The organism is Ornithinibacillus gellani (assembly GCF_003730295.1).
In the GTDB taxonomy this organism is placed as follows: Bacteria; Bacillota; Bacilli; order Bacillales; family Amphibacillaceae; genus Ornithinibacillus_A; species Ornithinibacillus_A gellani.
In genome coordinates this window covers 101,411-121,188 of sequence record NZ_QTSZ01000051.1, presented here as the reverse complement: position 1 = coordinate 121,188, position 19,778 = coordinate 101,411, and the positions used below count along the sequence as shown (strand labels likewise).

General features: G+C 43.7%; 21 protein-coding genes and 1 pseudogene. 15 read left to right on the top strand and 7 right to left on the bottom strand.

The window, feature by feature from the left end:
* Nucleotides 1–561: 561 nt before the first annotated feature.
* Both DX933_RS16350 and DX933_RS16345 read left to right on the top strand, forming a co-directional pair.
* Nucleotides 562–972: a YugN family protein gene (locus DX933_RS16350; RefSeq protein ID WP_123317500.1), complete on the top strand. Its 411-nt coding sequence runs from the start codon at nucleotides 562–564 to the stop codon at nucleotides 970–972.
* Nucleotides 973–1,102: 130 nt separating this feature from the next.
* Nucleotides 1,103–1,387, top strand: a complete 285-nt coding sequence (locus tag DX933_RS16345) for a DUF378 domain-containing protein (protein ID WP_123317499.1) — start codon at nucleotides 1,103–1,105, stop codon at nucleotides 1,385–1,387.
* A gap of 59 nt (nucleotides 1,388–1,446) precedes the next feature.
* On the opposite strand, the gene DX933_RS16340 is transcribed toward DX933_RS16345, so the two are convergent.
* A complete protein-coding gene (locus DX933_RS16340) occupies nucleotides 1,447–2,175 on the bottom strand; it encodes a DUF6904 family protein (RefSeq protein WP_123317498.1) in 729 nt (242 codons plus the stop codon).
* Nucleotides 2,176–2,265: 90 nt separating this feature from the next.
* On the opposite strand from DX933_RS16340, the gene DX933_RS18925 reads away from it, so the two are divergent.
* Nucleotides 2,266–2,346: a superinfection immunity protein gene (locus DX933_RS18925; protein WP_123317568.1), complete on the top strand. Its 81-nt coding sequence runs from the start codon at nucleotides 2,266–2,268 to the stop codon at nucleotides 2,344–2,346.
* Between the two features lie 165 nt (nucleotides 2,347–2,511).
* Here the strand turns inward: DX933_RS18925 and DX933_RS16330 are convergent, their stop codons facing one another.
* The 3 genes and pseudogenes from DX933_RS16330 to DX933_RS16315 form a co-directional block, all read right to left on the bottom strand.
* Nucleotides 2,512–2,754, bottom strand: coding sequence for a hypothetical protein (locus DX933_RS16330; protein ID WP_123317497.1), 243 nt, complete (start codon nucleotides 2,752–2,754; stop codon nucleotides 2,512–2,514).
* 162 nt (nucleotides 2,755–2,916) lie between these two features.
* A complete protein-coding gene (locus DX933_RS16325; protein WP_123317496.1) occupies nucleotides 2,917–3,936 on the bottom strand; it encodes a hypothetical protein in 1,020 nt (339 codons plus the stop codon).
* A gap of 18 nt (nucleotides 3,937–3,954) precedes the next feature.
* A pseudogene (locus DX933_RS16315) lies at nucleotides 3,955–5,571 on the bottom strand (TcaA NTF2-like domain-containing protein).
* A 255-nt stretch (nucleotides 5,572–5,826) separates the two neighbouring features.
* Between DX933_RS16315 and DX933_RS16310 the strand changes: the two are divergent.
* The 10 genes from DX933_RS16310 to DX933_RS16255 all read left to right on the top strand — a co-directional run bounded on the left by DX933_RS16310 (nucleotide 5,827) and on the right by DX933_RS16255 (nucleotide 16,033).
* Complete coding sequence (locus DX933_RS16310; RefSeq protein ID WP_190279564.1) at nucleotides 5,827–6,765, top strand: DUF3298 and DUF4163 domain-containing protein; 939 nt, start codon at nucleotides 5,827–5,829, stop codon at nucleotides 6,763–6,765.
* Nucleotides 6,766–6,801: 36 nt separating this feature from the next.
* Nucleotides 6,802–8,913: a TcaA NTF2-like domain-containing protein gene (locus DX933_RS16305; protein WP_190279563.1), complete on the top strand. Its 2,112-nt coding sequence runs from the start codon at nucleotides 6,802–6,804 to the stop codon at nucleotides 8,911–8,913.
* Nucleotides 8,914–9,261: 348 nt separating this feature from the next.
* Nucleotides 9,262–9,564 (top strand): AbrB/MazE/SpoVT family DNA-binding domain-containing protein, encoded by a 303-nt coding sequence (locus DX933_RS16300; RefSeq protein ID WP_223806011.1) that lies wholly within the window; start codon nucleotides 9,262–9,264, stop codon nucleotides 9,562–9,564.
* 1,362 nt (nucleotides 9,565–10,926) lie between these two features.
* Entirely contained in the window at nucleotides 10,927–11,661 is a 735-nt protein-coding gene (locus DX933_RS16285) for a polysaccharide deacetylase family protein (RefSeq protein ID WP_123317489.1), read from the top strand.
* 408 nt (nucleotides 11,662–12,069) lie between these two features.
* The gene (locus DX933_RS16280; protein ID WP_123317488.1) at nucleotides 12,070–12,420 is read left to right on the top strand and encodes a hypothetical protein; all 351 of its coding nucleotides are present in this window, start codon (nucleotides 12,070–12,072) and stop codon (nucleotides 12,418–12,420) included.
* A gap of 33 nt (nucleotides 12,421–12,453) precedes the next feature.
* Nucleotides 12,454–12,933, top strand: a complete 480-nt coding sequence (gene agaV, locus DX933_RS16275) for a PTS N-acetylgalactosamine transporter subunit IIB (RefSeq protein ID WP_123317487.1) — start codon at nucleotides 12,454–12,456, stop codon at nucleotides 12,931–12,933.
* 117 nt (nucleotides 12,934–13,050) lie between these two features.
* Nucleotides 13,051–13,815 carry a PTS N-acetylgalactosamine transporter subunit IIC gene (agaW, locus tag DX933_RS16270; RefSeq protein ID WP_123317486.1) on the top strand — a complete coding sequence of 255 codons (765 nt, stop codon included), beginning with the start codon at nucleotides 13,051–13,053 and terminating at the stop codon, nucleotides 13,813–13,815.
* Nucleotides 13,805–14,623, top strand: a complete 819-nt coding sequence (locus tag DX933_RS16265) for a PTS system mannose/fructose/sorbose family transporter subunit IID (protein WP_123317485.1) — start codon at nucleotides 13,805–13,807, stop codon at nucleotides 14,621–14,623. Before agaW ends, DX933_RS16265 begins: the two co-directional genes overlap by 11 nt.
* A gap of 85 nt (nucleotides 14,624–14,708) precedes the next feature.
* A complete protein-coding gene (locus DX933_RS16260) occupies nucleotides 14,709–15,128 on the top strand; it encodes a PTS sugar transporter subunit IIA (RefSeq protein ID WP_123317484.1) in 420 nt (139 codons plus the stop codon).
* A 188-nt stretch (nucleotides 15,129–15,316) separates the two neighbouring features.
* Entirely contained in the window at nucleotides 15,317–16,033 is a 717-nt protein-coding gene (locus DX933_RS16255) for a GntR family transcriptional regulator (protein ID WP_123317483.1), read from the top strand.
* 99 nt (nucleotides 16,034–16,132) lie between these two features.
* Here DX933_RS16255 and DX933_RS18515 read toward each other — a convergent pair whose 3' ends face one another.
* A complete protein-coding gene (locus DX933_RS18515; protein ID WP_190279562.1) occupies nucleotides 16,133–16,372 on the bottom strand; it encodes a hypothetical protein in 240 nt (79 codons plus the stop codon).
* 17 nt (nucleotides 16,373–16,389) lie between these two features.
* The gene (locus DX933_RS18510) at nucleotides 16,390–16,530 is read right to left on the bottom strand and encodes a hypothetical protein (protein WP_190279561.1); all 141 of its coding nucleotides are present in this window, start codon (nucleotides 16,528–16,530) and stop codon (nucleotides 16,390–16,392) included.
* A gap of 358 nt (nucleotides 16,531–16,888) precedes the next feature.
* Between DX933_RS18510 and DX933_RS16250 the strand changes: the two genes are divergently transcribed.
* Nucleotides 16,889–17,224 carry a hypothetical protein gene (locus tag DX933_RS16250; protein ID WP_123317482.1) on the top strand — a complete coding sequence of 112 codons (336 nt, stop codon included), beginning with the start codon at nucleotides 16,889–16,891 and terminating at the stop codon, nucleotides 17,222–17,224.
* A gap of 287 nt (nucleotides 17,225–17,511) precedes the next feature.
* On the top strand, nucleotides 17,512–17,679 hold the full coding sequence (locus DX933_RS16245) for a twin-arginine translocase TatA/TatE family subunit (protein ID WP_123317481.1): 168 nt from the start codon (nucleotides 17,512–17,514) through the stop codon (nucleotides 17,677–17,679).
* Between the two features lie 1,260 nt (nucleotides 17,680–18,939).
* On the opposite strand, the gene DX933_RS18765 is transcribed toward DX933_RS16245, so the two are convergent.
* Nucleotides 18,940–19,074 (bottom strand): hypothetical protein, encoded by a 135-nt coding sequence (locus DX933_RS18765; protein WP_263363204.1) that lies wholly within the window; start codon nucleotides 19,072–19,074, stop codon nucleotides 18,940–18,942.
* Nucleotides 19,075–19,778: the final 704 nt, after the last annotated feature.

The following is a 19,778-nucleotide window of genomic DNA, read 5'->3' as shown; positions in this document are numbered from 1 at the left end:
AGGAGGGGAGTGGTTGGCGCGTGACCTGGTCGGGGTCGCGCGCCAACCACCGCATCTCGCGCCCGCCCACGTACAAGAATTTTAATAAAGGAAGGAATCGGCGCGCAGATTCCAATCAAATATATTCTACTAATTGTCAAACCTCCGATAATTGCCGGAAGTCGCATGCCTTGAGCTAGAAGTCGCATGCCCTGGCCGTGAAGTCGCATGCGTTTGCCTCAAAGTCGCATGCCCTGGCTCGAAGTCGCATGCATCTGGCTCGAAGTCGCATGCCATTGCCTCAAAGTAGCATGCATCTGGCCTGAAGTCGCATGCTTCAGCCCCGAAGTCGCATGCCCCAGCATGAAAGTCGCATGCCCCAGCGCCAAACTCGCATGCTCCACAGCCAACTCCCCACGTACCAACAACCAATACATAAGGAAGAAATCGGCATCCACCGATTTCCCCCTCTCCAATTCCAGTGCAGTAGGAATCGGCCCGGCCGATTCCCTCCCATCCCTGCTGTATAATTTTTCCACCATCGTCCATACTACTACAAATGCTTATTTGGAGGGGTTTTGGATGTTGCATTTGGATACGGATATGGAAGGGAAGCAGATGTCCTTCGGTGATGCGCAGCGGGAGTTGAGCAAGCATGGTTTCACGATGGGGAGTAGCTGGGATTATGATCGGGGTATTTTTGACGGCGTGATGCACCGGGAGGATGGCGAGACGTTCTACCTGCGCATGCCATTCCAGGTGATCAAGGGTGTTCTCGATAGAAGTGATGCTATGATTGAGTTCGAGAAGCCTTTCGTGATCAAACATGTCGTCAATCTCGGCCTGGATAAGGACGAGAATTCACTCGCCTCAGCCACTGGATTCAATCAATTTCAGAAGCCGCTGGACACAGACGGTTACATACACGACAAAAGTATGTGGGTCGAATTTGGCGAGGAAGCGATTGGAGATATTCTGGATAAATGGAAGTAAGCTGCCGCATATAAACACAAGCCTCAAACATCCGCATGCATGAAATAATTTTTTCTTGGAAGAATATAGATATGTTCAGCAGTTTAGCTGAATGCCTTGTATCATCATGACAGCAGGAGGTGGGAGCAGCATGAGAACGCTACAGCATATCGCGCTGGCATTGGTCATCATTGGGGCACTTAACTGGGGCCTCATCGGTCTATTTCAATTTGATTTGGTTGCAGCAATATTCGGAGGACAGGCTTCAGGCCTATCACGAGTCATCTACACACTTGTTGGGCTCAGCGGACTATTTAGTTTATCGATTTTCATAAGAATAGCTGAAGACGGTCCGTATGACGCACGCAGAATTGATACACGAAATGCAGCCTATCAAACAGAATTTGCCGAAGACGATGATCCAAACAACAGATAAACGACCTTCTCTCATACAAAAAAGATGCCATCAACACGTGGCATCTTTTTGTCGGTTTTTTACCAATCAATGGAATCATAATCTGGATATTCTGTATCATATGCAATTTCAGATTCGGTTACACCGTATTCGATGGCAGCCTCTATAATTTCTTTTTGTGCCCTTATATATTCCGCATCCTTCACGGCAATTCGTTTCACTATAACGGAAATGTTTTTCAGCCGCTTTTCAGCATCCCAATTCAAATAGCGGATATTCAATGAATCCAAATACTGTGTCATATACCTGAAGGAAATGAATTTTGCGCTTTTCATATGACTAATGATTGACCTAAACATGGACGGTTTAATCTCATCACGAAGCGCCCTCACCACGGATGCTTGAAACAGACGAACAGCATTTACATGGATATCCCAATTTGGATGGGTCTTATTGGATTTTTGATATTCCTTAATAAAGTCTTCCAAACATAAATGTATGAAAATCATCTCAGGATAATACGTGTTAAAGGATAACAATAAATTTTTCTCCGGACCAACAATCCCCATCCACTTCATGGTGTCACTATCTAGACCATGATTCACATATTCATATTCCCGATGCCCCATCATGGCATGCCGTAAATCGTAGCAAAGTCCAAGCACACGTAACCTTGCATTTTGCATAGAAGGATATTCATCCTCTTCACCGACAACAAAATGAAGCGATTCATACAGTAGTTCAAAATCATCACGAGTCCCAACCATTTCCATTCCAGCATAATTTGGTGTTAGTTTTATCTGTATCATGAGAACACTCCCGAATATTATTGCAGTAATTATAGCATGTAGACTAGTAAAGTACATGGATTTGTATGGGTGGGTATATAGAACTACTCAATTCTCGTCCTTAACTTATTTCTAGGCTGGTCACTCGTCGGCTGGGTTGTCTCACTAGTGTGGGCTGTGAAAAAAGTATAACCATACATAGAAACGGTCATTCGCCTGATATGATGGACGACCGTTTTTCATATTTTTAAATTAAGTAGGAATCGGCGAACCGATTCCAACAGCATTATTTTAAAAGCATTTATTCATGATGAACGAAAGTCGCGCGCCACCGAGCAAAAGTCGAGCACCAACGCATCAAAGTCGCGCGCCAACCACCCCAACTCGAGCGCCAACGCGCCAAAGTCGAGCACCAAGCACCCAAACTCGCGCATCAACGCACCCAACTCGCGCGCCACCCACCCCAACTCGAGCGCCAATCACCCAAACTCGAGCACCGAACAGCCAAACTCGAGCATCAACCCACGCCAATTCTCCCAAAGGAATCGTCCCCGGACGATTCCAACCATTCCCCGAAGCAATCCCCGCCAATCTCCCCAAAGAAATCGTCCCCAGACGATTTCCACCATCCAAATAGAATCAGTGCAACCGATTCTTTCCATCCAACAACCAGCTCCACCAAAAAAGACCGGGGTCACCTACACATCCAAAGCTTGCTTTGGGTGCAGCGTTCTCCCGGTCTTGCTCAAATCATGCCTTCAGTTAAAATGGAAAGCGTGAGAATCCATTTATCAAATTCTCAACATTAGCTAGCAAATCCAGCACAAAGGATTTTCCGAAAATGTAAAAGACGATGCTGATCACTGCGAATGTTGCGAATGCAAAATACACTCTTTGCCCGTTGTTGTCGACAACTGTAGCCTTTTCAAATACGAATAAAATGGGCACATACGAAATGGCCAAGGAAGTGGCAAGGATTAATGGTGCAATTGTTAATCCAATCGAACCGATCAAACCGCCGAGTAGGGCAATGACGTTCAATGCGACCAATGGCACAAACAAGCTACCATATTGTGCAAGGATAACTGAAAATGAATCCGCATTTTTGGCTAGTTTTGCAATTCCGAAAGCAACAAAGAATGTGATCGCAAGAACGATAAGCATGTAGAAAACTAACCTGGAATTAATTTGGAAAAATGGTAAACTAGCCGATTCATCCGAATATAACATGAAGGGCTTTGCCAAGGAATTAACGAGAAAATAAATACTTAATGAAAATGTGATTGCAAATAAGGCAATCGTAACTAGTCCGTGTATGAAAAATCTGTCGTTCGATTGCAGTCCCTTGGTTGGATTTTTAATCATTTCCACAATAAATTGCCAGTAGGATGCCAAGCCATTTTTGACGGATTCCGTTGTATCGGAGCCGCCCGCCGCCTGTACTGTTGCAACAGGTGCAGCGCTCCCAGCTCCAGCTTGCGCACCAACTGTTGCTGCTGCCTCCTGCACCGCTTGCTGCTGTGCTACTTCCCCGCTCCCCGCTGTTTCAGCCGAGGCACTTCCATCAGCGCCACCACTTCCCGCAGCGCTTGCGTCACCACTCGCCACGGCGCTACCGCCAGCTGAGGCACCATTTCCGCCGGTCCCGCCAGCGCTACCAGCCCCGGCACTTCCACCAGCAGCCGCTCCGCCACTTCCTCCAGCTTCCTCCAATGGGCCGCCACATATGCCGCAGAATTTTCCTGATTCTTGTTCGTTTTGACAATTTTTACATACTAACATGCCGCCATTCCCCCTATATTAATAGTCTCTATTCGTTTCCACATAATCGATATGGGTGATTTGATACGCATCATCTGCCCACACGAGTGTGTAAATTTTTTCGCGATCATAATTTATCGTTTCGTTTTTGTGGTTCGTAAATGTAAAAATTTCGTTGGTCGTGATTTCTAATTTGTCTTCATTGACCACATCCACATGGAGCACGGTGTTTTACTCGAAATCATAATGATATTTCGTATCCTTTAAATCACCGATGTATACCTTCAACTCCTTGTAGGCAGTGCTTCCATCCTTCAGATATGGTGCAATCAAGTCGAAATCCTTGTTGTTCAATGCGGCTTCATAATCATCGCGAAAATTCAATACGATATCGCCCGGATCTCCATCGATTTTTGCAGAAGCAACCTTTGAATCCGCGTCGTCTGCATCCTCTACGTCCACATCCTCGGCCTCATCGCCATCTTCTGTATCTACGTCGTCTTCAGATTCGAAATAAAATGAATAGCCATACCAGTCGGTGTCATTCAGCGATAACTTTTCCGTTTGGATTTTCTTACCATCTGGGCCTTCCCATTCCGCATACATTTCCATGTCGGCTCCCTCAGGAATCGGGCCAATGTATTCCAGTTCACCAAGTGTTTTTCCAGTGCTTTCCCCGTTTATAAATAAGATAGCATTTGCTTGATCGGTATCAATAGGAATCGTTTCACCAGAAAAATTCACGCCTTGCTCGATTTGCTCGCCAGGATAAACGACCAATTCATCCTCGTAGGAAAAGGTGCCGAATAGGTTTTTCGCTGCTCCGGTAAGCGTATATTCCCCCGGATAAATGAGCACAGTTTCCTTCGCATCTTCATCGGCAAGCTTGGCCGTATGCTTTTGAATGGCCAGGTCCGTGTCCGCCATGTTGGCGTGAATCACGAGCTTAGTCGGTGTTGCACGAATGATATAAGTGGAATAAAGTACGAATTTCTTTTGCTTATCGACCGTGAACAGGGCATCGCCACCATCCGTGGTGATTTTTTTACTAAAGCTGTGTTTCACCGATTCCTGCTCTTGAAAGTAGGTGAGCAACTGGTCCTTCACGTTGTCCCATTCTTCCTCCTGTATGTATGCAAAATAACTCTCCCGGTCCAAAATGGCTTTGTCATCAAAATGAATGTAACTGAGGAATTCCTCCATATTATTGCCATTCATCGCCTGGTCCATCTCCTGCAAGCTCTTGACAGGGTCAAATAGGGAGGAGACGTATTGATGTGCCCCGAATAACACCAGCGCTAAAACCGCCGCAACCCCAATCAAAATCTTGGTCAGCTTTTTCATCGGCTTTCTCGGCGGACTTTTCGCATGCGCACGTTTGACCGGTTGTGGTGGAGCGGCTTTTCCAGACCCGGAATTCGTATCACTCGCGGCATCAGCACTGGTACCTGACACAGTTTTGCTCACGTCCCCAGCACCAGCATCACCCGACACAGTCTCACTTGCGGCACCATCCCCAGCCGGCTTCGTTCCACCTTCATCTGCAGCTACATCTGATACTTCTTCAGCGGAATCAGCTGCAATCGGTGTGCCGCACTCCGTACAAAATCGTAAGCCGTCCTGCAGTTTGGTTCCACATTCTGTACAAAATTTCACGGTAAAAATCTCCTTTCTATTAAAATTTGGAAAGTGCTTAAAGCTATCATGGCATATTTTGTAGAATATTCCAATAGAAAAATGAAACTTTTGACCTATAAATGCAGTGGGGTTTTAGTAAAAACATTGATTTTATAGGAAAATAGTATTGAATAGAAAGAATTGGTTGTATATACTTATAATTATTACGACTGGAAACGACTGGAAGAGAGGGGGCGAAAAAAGCAAGAATCATACTAACCAAGGGGGCAGATGATGAAGAAATTAGCCATTTTATTATTTTCTATTATTCTATTAGCTGGCACATCCGCTTGCGGCATTACAAAAAGTGCCCCAGCAGACAAGATACCATCCAAGCCTGCGACTGAGCCGAAAAAAAACGAAACGGACAATGCGGAAGCAGCGGATGAAAAGAAAGCAGACGACAACGACGCATCGGAAAGTCAAGAAAATACCGAGGAAACATCATCAGACGACAAGCAAGAAAAATCCAACTCGTTCAACACCGATGCAAAAAATGAATCTGATGAAGCGAATCAAAAGGATGAACCAAAGCAATCTCTCAAAGAAGTAGCGATGAATTACGAGACAGTAGAGCTGATCGAGGAAAAAGAATCGTATAAAATTACCTTTTCCTTTCCACGCTTTTCCATTCCCGAAATCGACGCGCTCGTAGCGGAACCAATGCAGAAGGAATTTGAAGAGGAAGTAAAGCGAATCAAAGAAAATGCGGAAAACCTTTCAGAAGAGGAAAAAGAACTGGAATCACAATATCAATCTTTGTTTGATGTGTCCTTTTCCGAACCAGTCATTACGGATGAGTTTATCTCTATTTTATTCAATGATTATATTTATGGCGGCGGGGTTCACGGAGATTACGGGGTAACTGGTTTTAATTTCGATATCCAAAAAAAGCGCGTCATCCAGCTGGAGGATGTGATCCAGGACATGAACAAGCTCGACAAACTGGCTGAAAAAACGCTGGAAAAGCTCATTCAAAAGGAAGTAGTCATCCCGAATGGAAGCTATTTCGACATTGCAGAAGAAAGCACGAAGCCAGACCCTAAGAATTACGCCAATTTTACCCTGACAACAGATGGCATCATTTTCTATTTCAATCCTTATGCGGTTGCGCCATATGCGGCTGGGCTTATCGAGGTGACATTCAGCAACAAGGAGCTTGCCGATTTATAAAAAAAATATACAACTAAATAAAAAGGTGGTCATATCGTGAAGTTTTGTAAGGAATGTGGTCATGAAATAAAGGATGGGCGCATGCAATTTTGTACGAATTGCGGGCATGAAATTGCAGCCTCCAAATCGGAATCAACAGAAAATAAGCAAGTACAAGGCAATTCCAATCAGACACCAACCGGGAAGGCACCAACTCATCAAGCCCCCGAGCAGGCGCCAACCCATCAAGCCGCCGAGAAGGCACCAACTGGGGAATCGGCGACAAATCAAGCTGTCAATCAGACAACTGGTCAAGCACCAGCTGCGCAAATGAAGCCGCCAAAACAGCCCATGTCGAAGAAAAATAAGAAAAAATTAATTCTCTTATCCGGTGTAGCAGCTCTTTTAATGGTCTTATATTTTATCGGATCTTATTTCACTTCGCATGAGCGGGTTGTGGACAAATTTGCTAAGGCAATCGAAGACAAAGATGCAGCAGCCATTGCCAAACAGCTGCATTATCGCGACATCGATACAGAAATTGAAAAAGTAGATGCAGAGGGCTTCCTCGCTTATTTGGAGGAATACCCGGAAGATGCCGAGGAAATCATTGAATTTCTCGATCAGCAATCTGCCGTATTAAAAAAGGGCAATGCCAATAAAAATAATTTACAAGGAAAATGGGAAAGCATGGTCGACACCATCTTTGGCAGTTCAGATGCAGGAGTAGTGACGCTCGAAAAAGCAGGAAAATTCCTTTTCTACGATACATACGAGCTGACCATCGACCCTGTGTACGTAACAGTCTATTCCAATCTGGCCAATACAAAACTGTTCATCAATGATGAAGAAAAGAAGACCTTAAAGAAGGCGGAAGAAGAGCTGAGGCTTGGACCGATGCTGCCAGGGCGATATAAACTCGCCGCAGTTTTCAAAGGAGATTTTGCCGAATTACAAAAAGAAGAAGAAATGCTATTGACAGGCTCGGACGAATATGTGAATTTCGATTTCGAAGTCGCTTATTTAAATTTTAACCTGCCAGAAATTCCAGACGCAGAAGGAAAAGTTGTCCTAAATGGTAAAGCAGTCGATTTCAATCCATTTAAAACAGAAAACTTTGGACCCGTGACAGAGGATGCGGTAGAAAGCCTTGCCGTTTCCATAAGCTTCCCGTGGGGAGACATGCAATCCGAGGACGTTGACAACATGAATTGGGGCTATGACAATGTTCCCGTTCGCTTCCATGTGACCGACGAGCTCGTGCAGGAAATAACCAATACCCTACAAACCTATAGCAACACATATATGGAAGCATGGGCAAATAATGATATCGGCAAGCTTGGCAATATTCATGCCGATTTAAAAGAGGAATACAAATACGATTTTGAAAATGCACATGAAGGTTATTACTTCCAGGAAAAGAAAATCAATGGCATGGAAATGGTCAAAGAAATTGCCGGAATCACGTACGAAGACAAGGCTTATTACGTAGATGTCAACGTTTTGGAAACATATGAATCAGATCGCTATTATGATCTCGACGATCGCGATCCAAGTGAGCAGGAAAACTATTACCAGTATACGCTCCGCTACGATGATGACGGCTGGACAGTCTACAATAAAAAGCAACCTTTCTATTACGACCTGGAAGCAGATACAAAACTAGATATCCAAACCGATCTGTATACAGTCAAAGGCGCGAAGTATGAAGGTAAAGTTAGAAAAGTGGATACCAAGAAAAAAGACTCCAGCAAAAAAGAGGATAAGAAAGATGACAAGAAAAAGGATGCAGAAAAAAGTGACGACACCGCCAAAGCAGCAAGCAAATCTGACATCCAAAGTACCACTTTAAACTACATCGAATATCTAGTCGAAGCCATAAACGAAAATAATTACGACCTGGTCCAGCCCTACATTATAAAAGGCAGCGCATTAGACGACATGCAAAAAGACCTCGTCAAACGCCTAAACAAAAACGGAACAACCCAGGAAGTCATCAGCGCCGAAGTAGTAGATATCGCAGAAAAAGGCGACAAATGGATCGTCACAACAAATGAAACCATCCGCATCATCGACAAAGATGGCAACGAAAAAACAAAAGACTACGTCTGGAAATACACCGTCGAATCAGACGGAGAAAGTATCGGTCTCACCAATATTGAAGAATAAATTAGGAAGAACCGGGAAATCCCGGTTCTTTTTACAAAATAGCATCGTTTAATTTTTAATATTTTTATAGGAGGGGAAACATTGGAAGGGCAATTGATAACTAAAAAGCAGCGAGCAAAGAATAATTTGTAAATCAATTTTGTACTTGATAAGTAATGTAATTGCTTATCAAAATGAATACCTCGAACTAAATTAAATAAAATAAATTCTTGATTAACCCTTTGTAAAACGCTTCATTAATTGAAATTAGGGATAAACAGGATATAATGAAAGTATGAATATCAGAAAATCGGAAATAGTGAGGAGTATAAACATATAATGATAAAAACAAAAGAAGGAAGGAAAAACATGAAGGAACAGGTAACCATTCGCAAAAAAGGCCAGATAACCTTACCAAAGTCAATTTTGGACAAATTTGGGTTGGAAGAAGGGGACTCCTTAGTTTTGGAAGTAGATGATTTTGGAGAAATCAGTGTTACTCCAATGATTCAAATTCCTGCGAACCAAAAGTGGTTTTGGTCAGAAGAGTGGCAGAAAGGCGAAAAAGAAGCAACCGAAGACATAAAAGCCGGTAGAACAAAAAAGTTTGATGATGTTTATGATCTAATTACTGACCTAGAAAGTGAAAATGAAACAGATGATGAACATTGAAAGAACAAATCGATTTAAAAAAATGTATAGAAAACTAGATCCACAATCACAAAAGATAATAAATATAGCCCTAATTATGTTAGTTGAAGACTCGTCTCATCCTTCATTACGTGTAAAGAAAATGAAAGGTTATAATAACCCAGAAATATGGGAAGCTAGTGCCAGCATGGATATTAGGATTACATTTGAATATAAAAAACCAAATACACTCATATTACGAAACTGCGGCCATCACGATTCCACATTGGGTAATCCCTAACAAGTTTCTTTTATAGATAGATCCACAAATATTTTAAAATGAAAAGGAATGATTAAATACCAGCATCGTGATTGATGCTTTTTTTGTTCTTACAGGACATATCCTCACGAACCAAACACCCAAATAAGATATAAAACGAAAAAATTCGCCCACCGATTTCAACATCATTTAATAAGCCCAAACCCTGGCCCACCTTGCAAACCTGCGTACCCCCCATCCAAACTCGAGCGCCAACGCAGCAAAGTCGCGCACCAAGTGGCCCAACTCGAGCGTCAACGCAGCAAAGTCGCGCATCAAATGCCCCAACTCGAGCGCCAACGCAGCAAAGTCGCGCACCAAATGCCCCAACTCACGCAGCCATAGTCAAGGAAAAATATCAAATGAAGGAATCGGTCCCCCGATTCCAACCACATTTCATCTAAAAAATCTATTCCACCAATTTGACCAGAAAGTCGCATGGGTTTGGGTAGAAGTCGCATGCCTTTGCCTTGAAGTCGCATGCATATGGTCCGAAGTCGCATGCCTCAGCCCTTAACTCGCATGCCCCTGGCTCAAAGTCGCATGCCTCAGCCCCAAAGTCGCATGCACTTGGCCCGAAGTCGCATGCCTTTGCCTTGAAGTCGCATGCATATGGCTCAAAGTCGCATGCCCCAGGCTCAAAGTCGCATGCCTCAGCCCCAAAGTCGCATGCACTTGGCCCGAAGTCGCATGCCTGAGCCCCAAAGTCGCATGCCTCAGCCCCAATCTCGCATGGGTTTGGCCCCAACTCGCATACCTTTGCCCGGAAAAAGCATGCTTCAAGAAGGAAGAGATCGGCTCCAGCCGATTTCAACCATATATAAAAAGCCCAAACCCTGGTCCACCTCGCAAACTTGCGCACCCCCCACCCAAACCCGAGCACCACCAGCCCCAATAAAATACAAAACGAAGGAATCGCCGCGCCGATTCCATCCTCATTTCACTAAAAAATCTCTGCACATCAATAGAAAAGAAATCGGCCCCGGCCGATTTCCCCCTTATCATCAAAAAAATCCTTCAATCAATCATAATTCCTCTAAAATGTCGCAATATAATAAGACGACGAATAGATGGGGGACAGGGGCATGAAAAGATTTCTGGCTTTAATCATTGTGATGGGATTTGGTGTAGTGGGTTTGCATCACGCTGCTGCGGAGCAGTCGAGTCGTCCGGTGTATGAGAAGACTGGCAATGTGATTTGGGATCGGGAGACAGATGAAAAAATGATTGCACTGACGTTTGATGATGGGCCGGATCCGCAGTATACGCCGGAGATATTGGAGGTGCTGGCGAAGCATAATGCGAAGGCTACTTTCTTTGTGCTTGGCATGCATGCGAAGCAATTCCCGAACATTGTTCATCGGCAAATGCTGGAAGGGCATGAAATTGGCAATCATACGTATCATCATATCTATTCGATCAAATCCAAGAAAAAACTGCAGGCGGAGCTGGATGCGACTGCAGATGTTATTGAGCAGATTACGAAGCGCCGTCCCCAGTTATATCGCCCGGTTGGCGGGGATTATAATGATCTCATCATTGACACCGCGGTGGAAAATGATTATCTTGTGGTGCTCTGGTCCTGGCATCAGGATACGCATGATTGGAAAAATCCAGGCGTGGATAAAATTGTGGATCACGTACTTTCCGGCATCGGCCCAGGAGATGTGATCTTATTTCATGACTCTGGTGGAGACCGAAGTCAAACGGTTGATGCATTGGACAAAATTTTAACGGAATTGGATAAGGAGGGTTACGAATATGTAACCATGTCTCAGTTGCTGGCACGTTCAGAAACACCGAGCAGAATTATGAAATAAGCGCTTCGAAGTTTGAAAAAGAAATCGCAAGAAAAGCCATCAGGACAGGGCTTTGCCAATAATTAAATTCATTGATAATTGCATTTTTCGTGAAACCCTTTACAGTAATTTCATTTTGATTTATACTTGAGTAAAGTGGTCATAACCACTTGGTGATTATTTTTATTACTTGTTTGTAACCTTAGATAGATACTTCAAGGGAGGAGGCTTATTTATCTGGTTATGACAACATAACCACCGAAGAACAAAACTCGAGCGATGAGCTATTCTCGAGTAACACATGTAACCGCCCGAGTGCTAAACCCGAGTATTACATGTAATCACTCAGGGAGCCAAACGCTAACGTTACATGGCACATCGAGAGCTCAAATGTTGCATCACGCAACCTAGCGCTAGACTTCCCAACTGTTGCAAACCGCATCAAGTGTCCAGCGCATCAGTTTCACGTTTCAAGTGCATCTCAGTCAGCATCGTGAACCCGCGATTCCGAAGCATTCACCACGTGAAGCAACGCAGCATCGTGAACCCGCGATTCCGAAGCATTCACCACGTGAAGCAACGCAGCATCGTGAACCCGCGATTCCGAAGCATTCACCACTTGAAGCAACGCAGCATCGTGAACCCGCGATTCCGAAGCATTCACCATGTGAAGCAACACAGCATCGTGAACCCGCGATTCCGATACATCCACCACGTGAAGCAACGCTGACGGAGCATCACAGGCTTCACCCAGCTTCACCGGCGGTAACGCCAAATTAAAATTCATAGTACGTATTTTGGAGGAGAGATAGTATGTCAGGTCCAAACATTTTATTAACAAGAATTGATAATCGATTGGTTCATGGTCAGGTAGGAGTTACCTGGGTTAACCATCTTGGTGCTAACTTACTAGTAGTGGCGAACGATAAGGTTTCTGAAGACGAAGTGCAGCAAAACCTGATGGACATGGTTTTGCCTGATACCATTCAAGCGCGCTACTTCTCAATACAAAAAACGATTGATATTATTCATAAAGCATCACCTAGACAAAAGATTTTCCTAGTGGTCAAAGATGTTCAAGATGCATTGCGTCTGAAAAAAGGCGGGGTGCCAATTGATGTACTAAACGTTGGAAACATGCATTATGAAGAAGGTAAAAAACAAATTTCTTCTACCGTTTCCGTAGACGATCAAGATATCGCTGACTTTAAAGAGCTGGATTCACTAGGTGTAAAACTGGATTTACGTAAAGTTCCCAATGACAGAGGACAAAATCTACTAGATTTACTATAAGATTTTGAGACGGGCAGACCCTTTATCGGGCCCACCCGTTTGTAAAAAACCTGCTTTGAGGCTTCTCGCACATCGCGGAAGCTTCAAAAATATAACCTTTTTAAAGGGGGTATTTTCATGTTAATGGAAGCGATTTTAATCGCGCTCTGGGCCGGTATTATCGGGATTGACCTGTATGTCGGTTTGACCCACATTCACCGCCCAGTAGTAAGTGGATTAGTAGTTGGTTTAATTTTAGGAGACGTTACAACCGGTTTAATTGTCGGTGGTACATTGGAACTGATTTGGATGGGAATGGTACCACTTGCAGGTGCCCAGCCGCCTAACGTTGTAATCGGTGGGGTTATCGGTACAGCATTTGGTATTTTGTCCGGTCAGGATCCAAACGTTGCAGTTGGGGTAGCAATCCCGTTTGCAGTAGCAGTTCAAGCATTGATTACACTATTCTTTACAGCATTTTCTCCAGTTATGCATAAAGCAGATGAATATGCTTTAGATGCGAATTATCGAGGGATAGAGAGGATAAACTATCTCGGTGTCACCATACTATTTGTATTTAACGCCTTAATTGCATTTTTACCTATTTATTTTGGTGCGAGCCAAGCGGCAACTATCGTAGAAACCATTCCAGAATGGATTATCGACGGACTGGGAATTGCCGGTGGTATCCTTCCAGCAATCGGTTTTGCGATGCTATTGAAGATTATGTTGAAAAAAGAATACGTTATGTTCATGATTGTAGGTTTCGTACTTGCTGCATACTTGAATATGCCAATTCTAGCAATCGCGCTTATTGGTCTATCCATTGCATTGTATGACTTCTACAAGAGCAAACAAGATCCACCTGCACCACGAGAGGAGGAAATAACAGATGGTATCTAACTATGAATATCAAGATCCGACTCCAAGTGAAAGATTAAATCCGAAGCAGCTTAGAATGCTAACATTCAGATCCTTACTATTACAGGCTTCCTTTAACTATGAAAGAATGCAAGCAGCTGGTTGGCTATACTCGATTCTTCCAGGTTTAAGACAAGCCCATAAGAATAAAAAAGACTTAAGTAAAGCCATGAAAGACCATATGGAGTTTTTCAACACACACCCATTCCTGGTCACATTCATCATGGGGATTATCCTTGCGATGGAGCAAAACAAGGAAGACAGAGAAGCAATTCGCGGAATCAAGGTTGCTACGATGGGACCATTGGGCGGAATTGGGGATGCCCTATTCTTCCTCACCTTGCTCCCAATCACCGCAAGTATCGGGGCCTCCTTGGCTATCGAAGGAAATATATTAGGACCGATTATTTTCGTGGTCATGTTTAATATCATTCACTTCGGTACCCGTTTTGGCTTAATGAAGTTCGGTTACGAAGCTGGGGTAAGTGCAATCGCAAAACTAAAAGAAAGCACACAGCAAATCTCCCGTGCAGCTTCTATCGTTGGTTTGACAGTTGTCGGTGGACTAATCGCGACATATGTTGCATTTAACATTGACTACGTATGGGTATCTGGTGATGCAGAATTGGACATCCAATCTGAAGTTCTAGATGCGATCATGCCAGGCCTACTACCAATTGCATATACACTATTAGTCTACTGGCTATTGAAAAAAGGACGCTCTCCTTTAGTGCTAATCGGACTAACAGTTGTCGTTGGTTTACTAGGATCCTTCCTAGGAATTATGTAAAAAAAACAACACGGCGCTGGAATATGCTCATCCCATAGAGGGGTGAGTATATTCCAGCAAATGATAGACAGAAAGGGTCGTTAAAATGATTGGATTAGTTTTGACAGGACACGGCGCATTTCCAACAGGTATGTTAGAATCCATTCAATTAATTACAGGTGAAATTGATCAAATTAAAGTCATCCCATTTGAAGATGATCAAGACAAATTGAGTGCAGATATCGAGAAGGCGATTGAAGCAGTCGACAGTGGACAAGGCGTTGTTTGCTTCACAGACCTGGCTGGCGGCACACCTTTTAATGTGAGCAGCAGATTAGCAGCCCAAAAAGACAATGTACGCGTGATCGGCGGAACGAATTCCCCGATGCTTCTATCCGTTGCCTTTCAACGTGAACTGGAACTGGATGCTTTTGTAGAGCTTGCTTTAACAGAAGGAAAAAATAACATCAAAGCATTCGAATTGAAAAAGGCAAAAGAACAAGAAAGCGATGACGACGGAATTTAAAATAGGTTTTTAAGTAGATGTAAAATCAACGTTTCGTACATGATTTACATCTTCTTTTTTTCATGATTTTAAGGGCCCAAGAAGAAAATGGCAATCTAGTTCGAATATACTAGATTTAAAATTGTTATTTTTTTCGCTTAAATATATAATGAGACCTACTATGCATCGAGGAGAGGTGAAGGATTCACATGGACAAAACGAGTAAGATTCCTTTGTATTTGCAGTTAATGAGGGAACTCATCCAGAAAATCAATGAAGGAACTTACGAAGAGCATCATAAGCTTCCCTCTGAACGTGAACTATGTGATATATATGATCTGAGCAGAATTACCATCAGACAAGCATTTCAAGAGCTAGAAAGAGAAGGATATATTTATAAACTTCGCGGCAAAGGTACATTCGTCGCACCGAAATCATATAATCAAAAACTAGTTAAACTATACAGCTTCACGGAAGAAATGAGCAAAATCGGCAAAGAACCAACTACCAAAGTACTATCCTTTAACAAAATAACAATCGACGAACGATTAGCCGAAAAAATGGAGCTCGCGCCACTGGAAAACGTCTATCAAGTCACACGCCTACGTTTAGCAGATGGCGAACCACTCATGTATGAAACCTCATTTCTACCATGTCGGTTTATCCCAGATTTAACAGAAGAAGAACTCGTCCATAAACCAATGTACGATATCTTCTCCGAAAAATATGGCATCGTCGTCACCAAAGCAACCGAACGCTTCTCGGCCACCACCATCCGCCAAGCAGAAGCCAAACACCTCATGGTGCGCGAAGACCGCCCCGCCATGCTAGTCAAACGCTACGCCTACTACAACGAAACCCTAATCGAATACACCACAAGCGTAGCAAGAGGCGACAAATTCTACTACACCGTAGAATTAAACTAAAATACAACATACGAAAACAAACAAAGACGGAAAATGCCTCTTCGCATTTCCGTCTTTATTTATATGATGATGGAATCGGCTAGCCGATTCCAAGGGCATTTATTGGAAGGGGAGAAATCGGCGTGGACCGATTTCAACATCATGATTTACAACCCAAACCCTGGAACGCCTACGAAGTCGCGCATGGAACACCCAAACTCGCGCGTGAACGAGGTAAAGTCGCGCACCGATCCCCAAGAGTCGAGCACCAACAAGGAAAAGTCGAGCACCGATCGCCCAAAGTCGAGCGCCAATCAACCTAACTCGCGCACCAACAAGGCAAAGTCGAGCATCAACCACTCAAACTCGAGCGCCAATCAGCCTAACTCGCGCGACCCCCAGTCAAATAACATCCAAAAGAAGGAATCGGCGCGCGCCGATTCCTCCCATATTTCATCTAATAAAATCTCTTCACCAAATTTGACAGAAACTCGCATGGGTTGGGGTAGAAGTCGCATGACTTAGCCTCCAACTCGCATACCTTTAGTCCAAAGTCGCATGCCCCAACACTAAACTCGCATAGGTTGATGCCAAACTCGCATACCTTTGCCCCGAAGTCGCATGCATCAAGGGGCAAGAAATCGGCCCATGCCGATTTCACCCATATAAATCCAACCCCAACCCTAGATATCCTGCAAAGTCGCGCATCATTCAGCCCAACTCGCGCAGCCCCAGCCAAAGAAAATATAAAATACAAACACAGCGTAGTATTTAAATGAAACTTGTATAAGTAAATTCTAAAAGATGCTTTAAAAATAGATTGTACGAAATCCTAATGTATAATAATATGGAATAAAGAAAGGAGGTCTGTTAGCAATGAAAAAGTGTTTACTAGCCAGTATGTTATTAATGTTAATTTCTTTCTCACTATTCATAGGCCCTTCGGAAGAAATGACACATCACTCATTTAAACATACAGATGAACCAGCTATCTCTTCTGTTTATAAAATCGCCAGTTCTGATGTAATTACTGAATCAGTCCAGACGATAATTTCAAAGTGGCAGACTGAATTTCTATTCCCTTCTACTGATGATTTACAGGTTTTAAAAGAAAAACTTAATCCAAATATATTTATGAATCATCTGTTTCATCCTAGAGAAATAGCTGGTTTTATTTGCGCTGTGCAACACCAATCGAATTACCTCTCCTAATATAACAAATATCCCAATTTTTATTTTTTTAAAACAATTTATTTTGAATGTTATTTTCTTGTTTGGCAAAAATAAGAAGTTTTTTTCTGATGTATTTTTTTAGAGCATGGGGGTTTGGATACCCTTTTTTAAACATGCCTAATAGTCGATTCTGTGTAAATATTGTAGGTTCAATTATTAAAGCAACTAAATTTATCATAGATTATCTGGCTTGAAGTTTAACTTTATTGTAATGGACGACCTTATAAATAAATGAAAGTAAAAAATAACCCAAGGAGTGTTGATTTATGTTGGGTAATATTGGTTTACCCGGTTTCATTTTAATTTTCGTAACTGCCTTAATTGTATTCGGTCCTTCAAAGTTACCCGAAATAGGAAAATCGGCAGGCATGGCCTTAAAGGAATTTAAAAATGCTACAAAAGATATGATGAACGACGACGGAGAAAAGAAATAATCGGAAGAGGGGTAATCAAATGACTGAAAACAAAGATAAATTTAACAAAAAAGATGATGAATTGAATAAATTGGATTACATTATAGTAATTACATTTGTAGTCGCGTTAGTAATAGGGCTGCTAATTGCTGGTCTAGTAATAATGAAAATAGCATATTGATAAATACGGCAAAAAAAACGTATGCAAAAAGAGGGGAGAAATCGGGCCACGCCGATTTCTTCCTTATTGTTTTCACCCCAAACCCCGGCTTTCCTGCAAAGTTGCAGACCCCAGCCAAAAACCATCCAAAAGAAGGAATCGGCACACCGATTCCAACCCCATTTCAATTAATAAAAAACTTTCACCCAATTTGGCCAGAAACTCGCATGGGTTTGGGTAAAAGTCGCATGACTTGGCCTCCAACTCGCATACGTTTAGTCCAAAGTCGCATGCCCCAGCACTGAACTCGCATAGGTTGATGCCAAAGTCGCATATCTTTACCCTGAAGTCGCATGCATCAAGAGGGAAGAAATCGGGCCATGCCGATTTCCCCCTTATCGATCCAACCCCATATCTCCTGCCAAGTCGCGCACCGATCGCTCAAAGTCGAGCGCCAACGAGCCCAACTCGCGCAGCCCCAGCCGAAGAAAATGTCAAACGAAGGAATCGGCGCGCCGATTCCACCCGCACTCTATCCATTAAAATCTCTTCACCCAATTTGGCCAGAAACTCGCATGGGTTTGGGTAAAAGTCGCATGACTTGGGCTCCAACTCGCATGCCTTTAGTCCAAAGTCGCATGCCTCAACACTAAACTCGCATAGGTTGATGCCAAAGTCGCATACCTTTGCCCTGAAGTCGCATGCATCAAGAGGGAAGAAATCGGCCCATGCCGATTTCACCCTTATCGATCTAACCCCAACCCAAAATATCCTGCCAAGTCGCGCACCAACCACCCAAACTCGAGCGCCAATGAGTCAAAGTCGAGCATCAACCACCCCAACTCGCGCAGTCCCCCAGCCAAAAAATATTCAAAAGAAGGAATCGGACCACCGATTCCACCCCCATTTCAACAAAAAAACTCTTCGCCTAATTTGGCCAGAAACTCGCATGGGTTTGGGTAAAAGTCGCATGACTTGGCCTCCAACTCGCATACCTTTAGTCCAAAGTCGCATGCCTCAACACTAAACTCGCATAGGTTGATGCCAAAGTCGCATACCTTTACCCTGAAGTCGCATGCATCAAGAGGGAAGAAATCGGCTCAAGCCGATTTCCCCCTTATCTATCTAACCCCAACCCTAAATATCCTGCCAAGTCGCGCACCGAACGCCAAAACTCGCGCAGTCCCCCAGCCAAAAAACATCCAAAAGAAGGAATCGGCCCCGCCGATTCCAACCCCAACCCAACCCCACTCCATCCATTAAAATCTCTTCCCCTAACCTGGTAGTATCACCAACAATCGCACCCCATCCCACCCATCAAAGACATAGAAATCGGCCCCCGCCGATTTCATCCTCATCCCTTCCAAATACCATCCCCCAACTTGTAAAAACTGTCACACCAGTAGTCCATATGTAGTAGTTCCATCTTCGGACAAGGTACTTTATATGGACGATAAATAAGGCATTGGTCGGGTTGACCCATCAACCCCATAATCATAAACTAGAGATGATAGGACGGTAGATGGAATACATATGCTACTTTAATGACAAATTTCACCAAACCGGTTTTAAGCAGCTCAATCACCATCAAACTCATAATCCGGCACAGCGCCAGCTTATGAACCACAAGCTTAAACCGGCCTTCATTTCAAACAAAGCGCTAAATCTGGTTGCCAACCCAGTTAAAAATTTGTCTTTGAAGTGCGCTTAGAAAGGAAGTGATGGAACATCACCTGAACCGCCCAGACTACCCGGCACCCCGGGAACACGTAAACGGGCAGAACCGCCCAGACTACCCGGCACCCCGGGAACACGTAAACGGGCAGAACCGCCCGAACCACCCGGCACCCCGGGAACACGTAAACGGGCTGAACCGCCCGAACCACCCGGCACCCCGGAAACACGTAAACGGGGAGAACCGCCCGAACCACCCGGCACCCCGGGAACACGTGAACGGGCA

What these genes read in the sequence shown, in the direction of transcription:
- DX933_RS16255 (WP_123317483.1), top strand. Translation starts at nt 15,317, where the DNA reads ATGGACAAAACGAGTAAGATTCCTTTGTATTTGCAGTTAATGAGGGAA.
- DX933_RS16325 (WP_123317496.1), bottom strand. Translation starts at nt 3,936, where the DNA reads ATGTTAGTATGTAAAAATTGTCAAAACGAACAAGAATCAGGAAAATTC.
- DX933_RS16245 (WP_123317481.1), top strand. Translation starts at nt 17,512, where the DNA reads ATGTTGGGTAATATTGGTTTACCCGGTTTCATTTTAATTTTCGTAACT.
- DX933_RS16340 (WP_123317498.1), bottom strand. Translation starts at nt 2,175, where the DNA reads ATGATACAGATAAAACTAACACCAAATTATGCTGGAATGGAAATGGTT.
- DX933_RS16350 (WP_123317500.1), top strand. Translation starts at nt 562, where the DNA reads ATGTTGCATTTGGATACGGATATGGAAGGGAAGCAGATGTCCTTCGGT.
- DX933_RS16310 (WP_190279564.1), top strand. Translation starts at nt 5,827, where the DNA reads ATGAAGAAATTAGCCATTTTATTATTTTCTATTATTCTATTAGCTGGC.
- DX933_RS16345 (WP_123317499.1), top strand. Translation starts at nt 1,103, where the DNA reads ATGAGAACGCTACAGCATATCGCGCTGGCATTGGTCATCATTGGGGCA.
- DX933_RS16285 (WP_123317489.1), top strand. Translation starts at nt 10,927, where the DNA reads ATGAAAAGATTTCTGGCTTTAATCATTGTGATGGGATTTGGTGTAGTG.
- agaV (WP_123317487.1), top strand. Translation starts at nt 12,454, where the DNA reads ATGTCAGGTCCAAACATTTTATTAACAAGAATTGATAATCGATTGGTT.
- DX933_RS16250 (WP_123317482.1), top strand. Translation starts at nt 16,889, where the DNA reads ATGAAAAAGTGTTTACTAGCCAGTATGTTATTAATGTTAATTTCTTTC.
- DX933_RS16265 (WP_123317485.1), top strand. Translation starts at nt 13,805, where the DNA reads ATGGTATCTAACTATGAATATCAAGATCCGACTCCAAGTGAAAGATTA.
- agaW (WP_123317486.1), top strand. Translation starts at nt 13,051, where the DNA reads ATGTTAATGGAAGCGATTTTAATCGCGCTCTGGGCCGGTATTATCGGG.
- DX933_RS16300 (WP_223806011.1), top strand. Translation starts at nt 9,262, where the DNA reads ATGAAGGAACAGGTAACCATTCGCAAAAAAGGCCAGATAACCTTACCA.
- DX933_RS18765 (WP_263363204.1), bottom strand. Translation starts at nt 19,074, where the DNA reads ATGGAGTGGGGTTGGGTTGGGGTTGGAATCGGCGGGGCCGATTCCTTC.
- DX933_RS16260 (WP_123317484.1), top strand. Translation starts at nt 14,709, where the DNA reads ATGATTGGATTAGTTTTGACAGGACACGGCGCATTTCCAACAGGTATG.
- DX933_RS18510 (WP_190279561.1), bottom strand. Translation starts at nt 16,530, where the DNA reads ATGCGACTTCTACCCCAACCCATGCGAGTTTCTGTCAAATTTGGTGAA.